Consider the following 9,997-nt stretch of genomic DNA (forward strand, 5'->3'; position numbering starts at 1 on the left):
GTGCCGCGTAGATCGTGGTCGCCGCCGGCGCCGTGCCGGCGGGGGCATCGACGACGAGGGTGACGACTTCGCGTTGCGGCACGTGGGGAACCGCGACCGCGATCCCGGCCGACGACAGCAGGACCCCGGCGGTCGCCGCATCGGTGGCGACGATCACCACGTCGGCGGTCACCCCGGCATCCGTCGCCGACCCGGCATCCGTCGCCGACCCGGCATCCGTCGCGGACCCGGCATCCGTCGCCACCGACACCACCGCAGAATGCCCGGCAGCGGGCGCAGCATCCGGCTCATCGATCCGCACGCGCCATCGGGTGCCCGCGCGCTCCAGGCCGACCACGCGGGCGCCGGTGCGCACATCGGCGCCGATATCGGCGAGGCGCGCGGCCAGCGCCTCACTCAGACGGCCCATCCCACCGCGGAGGGTCGCCCGGACCGGGACCGAGCCCTCCGGCATGAGCTGGCCGACGGCGCCGACGAGGGATCCCGCGCGCGTCAGTGCCGTGCTGAGCCCGGGGACGGCGAGGTCCGCGTCGACATCGTCGACATCGACCCCGAACCGCCCGAAGGCGAGCGGGGCGACGAGCCGATCGCGAACGCGCGGGCCCATGCGGGCACGGACGAGCGCGCCGAGGCTGCGCTCCCGGCCGATCGTCAGCGGCGGCCGGAGCCGGTCGAGATAGGCACGCCAGGCGCCGCGCCAGCCGATGATGCGCCGGGCATCGTCCCCCCACGGATTGGCCGGGATGCCCGCCAACCCGGCCGGCACCCGCGCGATGCGCGTAGCGCCCGGTGGCCCGGCAACGACGGCGACGGTGTCGGATGCCGCGGGTTCGACCGCGTCGCGCAAACCCAGTTCGTCGATGAGAGCGCCCAGCACGGCGGCATCGAGCGGGAACGAATCCGCGACGAGATCGACCGCGATGCCGTCGAGGACCACGGTGCGGACGCCTCCTCCCATCCGGTCGGACGCCTCCAACACCGTGACCCGGATGCCGACCTTCGCGCATTCGAGCGCGGCAACGAGTCCCGCGATGCCGCCCCCCACGACGACGACGTGCGCCCGACGCGCGCGCGAGACGAGATCGGCCGGGTCGGACACCCCTCCATCCTCCCCCATACCGTCCCCGCCCCCGCCCCCTTTCCCGCCCCCCGGCGCGGCAGCGCCACTGAAAAGCTGACCCGACGCATGTGGTCGGGCGGATGCCGGTGCATGCGGCATCCCGCGTCGGCTCGGCGCTCGGCCTCGAGTTCGCTCGATCCCTATGGCAGCAGCGCGCAGTCCGCGGACGCGCGGCGAGGCGAGCATCGAGCGTCAGCAGGCGGCATTGCGCTGCCCGAGCAAGCACGACGTACGTCGCGTCATACGCGCTCACGTTGTGCCGCAGAGCGTAGGCGGCTGGCAGCATCTGCACCATCGGCACGTGCTCGATGTCGAGCGCGACGAACTCCCGAACCGCGCGCAGAGCCTGCTCATCGCAGATCTGTCGACTGAGCGACCATCCGCGGATGGCGGAGGCGACTTCGGCTGTGAGATGCTGCGGCGCCGGAAGCTCGTGCCCGTCGAGCATGACGGCGGCACGTCGACCGGCCGCGGTTCCGAGAAGGATATCGGCCCGCTGCGCAAGCTATCGCAGACCGAGGGCTCGAACCGTCGCGTGGAGGCTCCAGAACTCCTCCGGGGGCAGCGGCGCGCCGTCGAGCGACGCCTCGAAGAACATCAGATGCGTCACCCACCCGTCGGCGTACGAATCGAGAAGTCCGCCGAGCCCGTGGTGCACGAGGGTGAGCTGCGCGGCATCCGACGCGTCTCGCAACGGCTCGACGACGACCACCACCTCGGTCTCGTGCTCGTCGGGGAACTCCCACGAGACGACGAACGAGTGGTGCACGGGGTCGCAGGCCTTCACGAGCGACCGGCACACGTAGCCCTGACCGTGGTCGATCTCGATCAGCGCGCCGATGGCGCCATCGATCCGGATCGGCTCGCCGAGCCACGCACCCAGCCGTGACCGGTCGCGCAGGTGTGACCACGTCGCCGCGACGGGATGCCGCAGTGCCCACCGAATCGTCAGCGAGCTTGCGCTCGTGTCGCGCTCGATGAGTGGCATGCGGCTCCAGCCCGTGGCGGATGTTCCCCTGCACACCCTACGCAGGCACGGCACACTGGAGGCATGCCAGAACTGCACATCACCGACGATGCCGCCGCCGACGCGCTACTGTCCGACAACCCGCTAGCGCTGCTTCTCGGGATGCTCCTCGACCAGCAGGTCGCGATGGAGACCGCGTTCGCAGGGCCGCTGAAGATCCAGCAGCGCACCGGGTCGATGGATGCCGTGGCCCTGGCATCCTTCGATCCGGATGCCCTCGTCGAGGTCTTCAAGACGACGCCCGCCGTGCACCGCTTTCCGGGGTCGATGGCCGCGCGAGTGCAGGCGCTGTGCCAAGCGCTCGTGGACGACTGGGGCGGCGACGCCGCCGCGCTGTGGACCCGGCCTGCGGACGACGAGGACGACGGGAGTGGCCCAGACGGGTCGACCGTACTGCGGCGGCTGAAGGCGCTGCCGGGATTCGGGGATCAGAAGGCGAGAATCTTCCTCGCCCTGCTGGGCAAGCAGTACGGCTTCACGGGCGCAGGCTGGCGTGAGGCCTCAGCGCCCTACGGCGAGGAGGGGTCTTTCCGCTCCGTCGCCGACATCGTCTCGCCCGCCTCGCTCGCCGCGGTGCGCGAGCACAAGCGCGCAGCGAAGACCGCCGCGAAAACCGCCGCGGCTCGCTGACCGCCCTGCTCCGCACGGCGCGGATGCCGGCGGGCGCTCAATCGAGCAACGACACCGTACGAAGCTCGCTGTTCCGCGCGAGCACCTCGAAGTCACGGTCGCGGTGCACGACCGGCAGGTCGAGACGAAGCGCCACGGCGGCGATCTGGCAATCGCCGAGACTACGCACGATCTCTCCACTGCGACGACACTTCCGCTGCAGGCTCGCAGCGCGCAGGCTGTCTGCGAGCGGCACGAAAGGGGCGAGGTCGAACGCCTCCAGCATCCGCCGCCTTCTCGCAGCGACCACCTCGTCCGTAGGTCCGCTCAGAAGCTCCATGAGCACGCTCTCGGGGACGACGATGCGGGCCCCGGAGGAGATGAGCGTGGCAAGGTGCTCGCCCGCCATGCTTTCTCCGGGGCGGAGGTACTCGATCCACACCGATGTGTCGACGATCACTCCGCGGGGGCCTCATCGCCTTCGAGCTCATCGTTCGCAAACTCGATCCCGCTGCCGCGCATGGCCAGAACCTCTTCGCGTGTCATGGGCTCGGTCACCAGTTGGCGCAACGCGAAGTCGACGGCGCTTCGCTTCGTCGACAGGTTGTAGCGGTCCATCACGATTGTGACGAGGCGCTCATCGAGATCGATGTTCGTTCGAGCCATGGCGCCAGGATACACCTTGTGGTGTATCCTGGCGCCGCCGCGCCGTGGGGCGAGAAAGTCTGCCTCGGGGATGCGAGACTTTCGTATTGGGCAGGAGGAACCCATGGAACCCACCGGAGGAAGCGTCGCCGCCTTCGTCGCCGGCGTCACGCCCGCGATCCGTCGCCGCGACGCCGAGACCCTGATCGCGCTCATGGCCGAGATCACCGGCCGCGACCCGGAACTGTGGGGCACGATCATCGGGTTCGGCAGTTGCCACTACCGCTACGCGACCGGCCGCGAGGGCGACATGCCGATCCTCGCGTTCGCACCGCGCAAGGCGGCCTCGACGGTCTACCTGGGCGAAACGGCTGCCCACACCGAGGCGCTCGAGCGTCTCGGCCCACACACCGCGAGCGTCGGATGCCTCTACCTCAAGGACCTGGAACGGGTCGACGAGACGGTGCTCCGCGGCATCCTCGAGGCCGACTACGCCGCCACGACCTCCGGCCGCGACGACACGGTGACCATCACCGGCTGAGGCGACTACGCCCCGCGCAACCGCTCGCCCAAGAAGGCCACCAGGCCCGACAGCGGCACGCGCTGCTGCGCCATCGTGTCGCGGTCGCGGACGGTGACGGCGTCGTCGTCGAGCGAGTCGAAGTCGACCGTGACGCAGAACGGCGTGCCGATCTCGTCCTGCCGGCGGTAGCGCCGGCCGATCGCGCCGGCGTCGTCGAAGTCGACGTTCCAGCCCTGCGCGCGCAGGTCGTCGGCCACCGAACGCGCGAGCGGCGAAAGCCGCTCGTTGCGCGACAGCGGCAGCACCGCGACCTTGACCGGCGCGAGTCGCGGGTCGAGGCGCAGGACGGTGCGGGTATCGGTGCCGCCCTTCGCGTTCGGTACCTGCTCCTCGCGGTAGGCGTCGACGAGGAACGCCATCATCGAGCGGGTGAGACCGAACGAGGGCTCGATGACGTACGGCACGTAGGTCGTGCCGGAGGCCTGGTCGAAGTAGCCGAGCTTCTGACCCGACGCCTCGATGTGCGAAGACAGGTCGAAGTCCGTGCGGTTGGCGACGCCCATGAGCTCGCCCCACTCCTTGCCGGGGAAGCCGAAGCGGTACTCGAAGTCGATCGTGCCTGCCGAGTAGTGCGCCCGCTCGTCCTCGGGCACGTCGAACTGGCGCATGTTCTCGGGGTCGATCCCGAGGTCGATGAACCAGTCCCAGCACGCGGCGACCCAGTGCTCGAACCACTGCTGCGCCTCGGCGGGCGGCGTGAAGAACTCGATCTCCATCTGCTCGAACTCGCGGGTGCGGAAGATGAAGTTGCCCGGCGTGATCTCGTTGCGGAACGCCTTGCCGACCTGGCCGATGCCGAACGGCGGCTTCTTGCGCGACGCGGTCAACACGTTCGCGAAGTTCACGAAGATGCCCTGCGCGGTCTCGGGCCGCAGGAAGTACAGGCCGCTCTCGTCGTCGACGACGCCGAGGTAGGTCTTCACGAGACCGGAGAACTGGCGGGGCTCGGTCCAGTTTCCGCGCTGCCCCGTCTCGGGGTCGGGGACCTCGTCCCAGCTGTGCGGGTCGCGGCCGTGCTTGGCCTGGAACGCCTCCCACAGGTGGTCGGCGCGATACCGCTTGTGGGTGACGGTCGACTCGACGACCTCGTCCGCGAAGGTCGCGACGTGACCGGACGCCTCCCACACCCGCTTGGGCAGGATGATCGACGAGTCCAGGCCCACCATGTCGCCGCGGCCGCGCACGAACGTCTGCCACCACTGCCGACGGATGTTCTCCTTCAGCTCGGTGCCCAGCGGGCCGTAGTCCCACGCCGAGCGCGAGCCCCCGTAGATCTCACCGGCCTGGAACACGAACCCGCGGTGACGGGCGAGGGCGATGACTTTGTCGAGACGGGACTGCTCGGCCACGGTGGCTCCAATGGTCGGGTGCGAGAGCAAAAGAAGACGGATGCCGGGGCGAGGACTCTCGACGGCATCCGACGATTCTATCGATCCCGATTCTATCGATCCCTAGGAGACGAACTTGATCGACAGCGGATACGTGTACCACTCGCCCTTGTTCGCCTGGACCGCGGCGATGATCGAGAAGATGAGCGTCACGATCGAGATCGCGATGGTCAGGAAGATTCCGATGATCGCGATCCACAGCACCGCGGACACGAACTGGGCGATGAGCATAGTGAGCTGGAAGTTCAACGCCGTCGCGGTGTGCGCGCGCACGAACGGACCGCGATCCTTGAGGACGAGGTAGCCGATGAGCGCGGGGAGGAAGTTGAAGAAGATGCCTCCGACGTGGACGAGGGTCGCCCACATCTTCTCGTCGGACGGGCTGAGCGGCTGGGGCGCGGCATAGCCGGCAGGCGGCTGATAGGGCGGCTGCGGGGGCTGGTTCGGAGGGGTGGTCATGTCTTCAGCGTAGAACCGCGCCCGGGCCCCGCCCAGGGGGATAACCGGAGGATTCGCGCGGGGTTCGACTCCGCGCCGTGATCACCCCCGCGGCGGCGCACCGTCGTCGGCGGCGCTGTCGAACGCGCGATCCCATTCGCGCAGTTCCTTGCGCCCGCCGATGAGGCCATCGAGCGATACCTGGAAGTGCAGCGCCCGCCGCGCGTTGACCTGCCGCACATTCTCCAGGGTCTCGTCGGCGACCGCCGTGACGGCCTGGCGCACCTCGGCGACGCGCTCGTCCGGATCGTCCCACAGGTGCGGATGCGTGAGGATGTCGAGCAGGTAGTCGCGGTCGAGTGCGAGCTGCAGCTTGCGCAGCCGTTCGTCGTATTCGATCGCCGCCATTCCGCGCTGGCCGGCGGTGTCGGTGCGGGCATCGAGGCGCGCGAACAGCTCCGTGACGTTCGTCGTGATGGCGTCGAGATCGGCCGCGGTCTGCTGCGCGATCGGGCTGCGCACCGCCGCGTACGCGGGGATCAGCGCCCGCAGGGCGGCGACCCGCGCACGTACGCCCTCCGGCATCCCCCGTTCCTTCCCTCGCCCGCGGCGCCGCGAGCGCAACACGCCCCACGTCGTCGCCGCTGCGGCCACCAGCACCGCGACGCCGATCACGATCGCAAGAATGACCCCGCCGCCGGATGCCGACGGCGCGTCCACTTCCGTGGTCTCGACAGCGATCTCCTGCACGGTCTGGGTCAGGGCCGGCTGCAGGCCGCCCGCGGACTGCTCGGCCTGGTTCGCGATCGTCATCGCCTGCTCGAAGCCCAGCGTCTGCGAGTCCGCGAACAGGTCACCGTCGACCGCGATGACGATCGTGTCGTAGCCGCTGACGGACTGCAGCCGATCGACGACCTCGGTCTCGCGCAGGCCCTGCAGCTGCACCTCGTCGGAGAAGACGGCGACGCCGATCGACGAATCCCCGATCTGGGCGGCGAGCGCATCGGCGAGGCCCGAGGCGTTCACCCCGGGAGCGAGATAGACGTGGCCGTCCTGGAGCGCCTCGCCGGCGTCGTCGATCCAGGTGGAGCTCGCGAACACGGCAGCCATCGTCAGTGCCTAGAAGTTGTTGATGACCGACGCGAACACGAGGTCGATCTTGGCGGCATCCGACGCATCGAACCACTGCCCGCCGGTCGCCTCGGCGATGCGGGCGAGCGCCGTCGTATCGGCGCCCTCGCCGTACGCGATCGGGAAGATACGCACGGGAGCCGCGTCTCCGCCCTCGCGCGAGTCGGTGCCGATCTTCGCGACGAGCGAATCGAGCGAGATGTTCGAGTCGGTGTCCTGTCCGTCCGAGAGCAGCACGATCGCGTTGATGCGGCCGGGCTCGGCGCGCGCCCGCATCGCGTCGTATGCCGCGGCGACCGCGTCGTACAGCGGTGTGCCGCTGCGCGTCGCGTAGCGCAGGTCGTCGAGCGACGAGCCGAGCGACTCGCGGTCGGAGCCGAGCGGGGCGATGTCGCGCACCTCGATCAGGTCGTTCGGCACGTCGGTCGTGAACGCCCACACCCCGACCTCGTCACTGCTGCGGAAGTGATCCAGCGTGGACTGCGCGCCTTCGATCGCGCCGTCGAGACGCGATCGGCCGTCGCCGATCGGGTCGTCCATCGAGCCGGAGATGTCGATGAGCTCGAGCACCGACGAGGGCTTGCGGATCTGCGTCCACTGGTCGATCGCCGCCGACACGGTCGCCACGTCGGGACGGGGCAGCGTCACGGCCGGCTGCGCCGGATCGACGCCGTACGTCGCCGTGAACAGGTCGCCGAGGGGCACCGACTCGTCGAGCGGCCGGAACCCGTACTCCGGCAGAATCCGCTGCGCCGGCTCTGTGGCCAGGAACTCGACGAACGCCTCACCGGCGGTGCGCTGGGCGTCGGTCACCCAGTCGGAGCCGAGCACCGTCACCGGATTGTCGGACCACATGGACCCACCGGAGGGGTAGATCGCGACGAGCTTCTCCTTCGGCGGTGTCAGCTTCTCACCCGGCTGCACCGTGTGCGAGTCGGGGTTGCCCTGGTTGTAGTTGAGCAGCGACGTCTCCTCCAGCGCGACCGCCGACACGTATCCGGAGCCGCCGGCGCCGTGCTGCGCATCGTCGTACAGGGTCTTCAGCACCTTGCCCGTCGTGTCGCCGTAGTGGATGACGCACTCCTCGAACGCCCGCGAGAAGTCGGATGCCGCCGCGACGTCGTCCGGCGTGAGATCACTCGTCTTACCGGCCGCCTCGTACGCCTGCATCAGGATCGCCGACAGTCCCGTCGTCGACGTGTTCGGATTGGTCTTGGAGATCTTGAACGACCCCCACACCGGCTTGCCGACGCTCCCCCACCCTTCCGGGTCGGTGCACAGCCGTTCCAGATCGGTGATGCCGATCTCGGCATCCGGCCAGCCCAGCGCCTTCGCCATCGTCTCCGGTACGCCGAAGACGACCGGCGTGTGGGTGAACGACACGGGCTCGCCCACGATCGCCGGGGATGCCGAGGCCGCGACCCGCTCGGTCCAGACGGTGGATGCCGGGGACCACAGCGTCGGCCAGCGGCTCGTGTCTTCGTCGGGCCACTCGTCGCCCGACGTGAGAAAGCGCGTCGCATCCCCCGACGACACATTGATCGGCCGCACCGTCGCGCACTCGGCGAGCGCCTGGTGCTCGGGCGACTCTTTGAAGGCCTCGGCGAGCGCGTCGAGCATGTTGACCTTCTCGGACGAGGTGGCCACCACGACGCTCGTGCATCCGTCGTCGGCGAAGCCGCCGCCGCCGTTCCCGCCCGTGTCGCCGCCTCCGAAGCAGCCCGTCAGCAGGAGCGGGACGGCCAGCAGGATCGCGCTCGCGCGCAGTGCAGCGCCCGCTCGCCGTGACGCGCTCGGTCGCGGTGACGATGAGCGGCGGTGCGCTCGCGGTGCGCGGATCCTCATACGCACAGCCTAATTGAGTGCGCCCCCATGGCAGCGGGGTTTCCGTGGGCCACGTGCACCGGCATCCGGCCCCTGCATCACATCACGGAACCCGGGCTCTCCCCCGGACGACGGAGGCGCCGGCGCCCGTCGCGAGCTACGGTCGAAGGACACCCCCTGTCGGACCATCCCCCGTCGGACCATCCCGTCGAAATGGAGTGCTCGTGGACATCCTCGCCGCCGGTGGCACGCTCGTGATCGTCTCGATCGCGGTCGTCGCGGCCATCATCCTGCTCGTGTTCATCCTGATCATGGTGCGTGCCTGGTACAAGGTCGCCAAGGCCGACCAGGCCCTCGTCGTGGTCGGCAAGAGCCAGAAGAGCGCGAGCGGCGAGTCCTCGCGCATCTCCGTCATCACCGGCGGCGGAGCACTCGTCAACCCGCTGACACAGCGCGCCGAGATGATCTCGCTCCGAGCGCGTCAGATCAAGATGGAACCGACGGCCCAGGCATCCAACGGAGTCACCGTCAACGTGTCGGGCGTCGCGCTCGTGAAGATCGGCTCCGACCCCGAGTTCGTGCGCCGCGCCGCGGAGCGGTTCCTGTCGCAGGACGGCGCGATCGAGCAGTTCACGACGGAGCAGCTCGAGGGCGCGCTGCGCGGCGTCGTCGCGACGCTGACGGTCGAGCAGCTCATGAAGGACCGGCAGAAGCTCTCCGACCAGATCGCCGAGGGGATCAAGGGCGACCTGCTCGCGCAGGGCCTCATCCTCGACTCGTTCCAGATCCAGGGGATCACCGACAAGAACGGCTACATCGACGCGCTCGGCGCGACCGAGGTCGAGCGCGTGCGCCGTGAGGCCGACGTCGCCCGCATCAACGCCGCCCGCGAGGTGCGCGCCCGCCAGATCGCGACCGACGAGCAGAACCTCGTCGAGCAGACCGCTTTCGACAAGAACTCCGCGGCGGCGGCGGCCGAGGTCGGCCGCGCCCGTGCCGAGGCCCAGCAGGCCGAAGCCCTGGCCCGGGCCGAGCGCGAGCAGGCGGTGCTGCTGCAGGGCGCCGAGAACAAGCAGGCGCAGTTGGATGCCGACATCAAGAAGGTCGCCGACGCCTCACTCTACGAGCGCCAGCGGGCGGCGGATGCCGCCGCGTACGGCGAGGTCAAGGCCGCCGAAGCCCGCGCGCAGATCGCCGCGCAGGAGGCGGAGTCCACGCGGCTGCGCGCCCAG

Annotated in this window: 11 protein-coding genes; 3 read left to right on the forward strand and 8 right to left on the reverse strand. The window is 69.7% G+C overall.

All coding sequences use genetic code 11. The features are described from left to right. On the reverse strand, positions 1-1,099 hold a 1,099-nt coding region (locus WBP48_RS14205; RefSeq protein WP_424441407.1), incomplete at its 3' end, for a protoporphyrinogen/coproporphyrinogen oxidase. A gap of 526 nt (positions 1,100-1,625) precedes the next feature. After that, on the reverse strand, positions 1,626-2,108 hold the full coding sequence (locus WBP48_RS14210) for an SRPBCC domain-containing protein (RefSeq protein WP_424441408.1): 483 nt from the start codon (positions 2,106-2,108) through the stop codon (positions 1,626-1,628). A 63-nt stretch (positions 2,109-2,171) separates the two neighbouring features. Between WBP48_RS14210 and WBP48_RS14215 the strand changes: the two genes are divergently transcribed. Continuing rightward, entirely contained in the window at positions 2,172-2,777 is a 606-nt protein-coding gene (locus WBP48_RS14215; protein ID WP_424441409.1) for an HhH-GPD-type base excision DNA repair protein, read from the forward strand. A 37-nt stretch (positions 2,778-2,814) separates the two neighbouring features. On the opposite strand, the gene vapC is transcribed toward WBP48_RS14215, so the two are convergent. Beyond that, entirely contained in the window at positions 2,815-3,216 is a 402-nt protein-coding gene (gene vapC / locus WBP48_RS14220) for a type II toxin-antitoxin system VapC family toxin (protein ID WP_424441410.1), read from the reverse strand. Further along, entirely contained in the window at positions 3,213-3,422 is a 210-nt protein-coding gene (locus WBP48_RS14225; protein ID WP_424441411.1) for a type II toxin-antitoxin system VapB family antitoxin, read from the reverse strand. The genes vapC and WBP48_RS14225 overlap by 4 nt, the downstream gene beginning before the upstream one ends. A gap of 103 nt (positions 3,423-3,525) precedes the next feature. Between WBP48_RS14225 and WBP48_RS14230 the strand changes: the two genes are divergently transcribed. Beyond that, the gene (locus WBP48_RS14230) at positions 3,526-3,942 is read left to right on the forward strand and encodes a DUF1801 domain-containing protein (RefSeq protein WP_424441412.1); all 417 of its coding nucleotides are present in this window, start codon (positions 3,526-3,528) and stop codon (positions 3,940-3,942) included. Between the two features lie 5 nt (positions 3,943-3,947). On the opposite strand, the gene WBP48_RS14235 is transcribed toward WBP48_RS14230, so the two are convergent. The 4 genes from WBP48_RS14235 to WBP48_RS14250 form a co-directional block, all read right to left on the reverse strand. Next, positions 3,948-5,333 (reverse strand): glycine--tRNA ligase, encoded by a 1,386-nt coding sequence (locus WBP48_RS14235; protein ID WP_424441413.1) that lies wholly within the window; start codon positions 5,331-5,333, stop codon positions 3,948-3,950. Positions 5,334-5,435: 102 nt separating this feature from the next. Next, the gene (locus tag WBP48_RS14240) at positions 5,436-5,831 is read right to left on the reverse strand and encodes a DUF4870 domain-containing protein (protein ID WP_424441414.1); all 396 of its coding nucleotides are present in this window, start codon (positions 5,829-5,831) and stop codon (positions 5,436-5,438) included. An 81-nt stretch (positions 5,832-5,912) separates the two neighbouring features. Next, on the reverse strand, positions 5,913-6,920 hold the full coding sequence (locus WBP48_RS14245) for a hypothetical protein (protein ID WP_424441415.1): 1,008 nt from the start codon (positions 6,918-6,920) through the stop codon (positions 5,913-5,915). 9 nt (positions 6,921-6,929) lie between these two features. Beyond that, positions 6,930-8,786, reverse strand: coding sequence for a substrate-binding and vWA domain-containing protein (locus WBP48_RS14250; protein ID WP_424441416.1), 1,857 nt, complete (start codon positions 8,784-8,786; stop codon positions 6,930-6,932). A gap of 203 nt (positions 8,787-8,989) precedes the next feature. Between WBP48_RS14250 and WBP48_RS14255 the strand changes: the two genes are divergently transcribed. Beyond that, a partial coding sequence (locus WBP48_RS14255) for an SPFH domain-containing protein (protein ID WP_424441417.1) occupies positions 8,990-9,997 on the forward strand: 1,008 nt, incomplete at its 3' end.

Origin of the sequence: Microbacterium sp. (genome assembly GCF_049661145.1) — a bacterium.
Classification (GTDB): domain Bacteria; phylum Actinomycetota; class Actinomycetes; order Actinomycetales; family Microbacteriaceae; genus Microbacterium.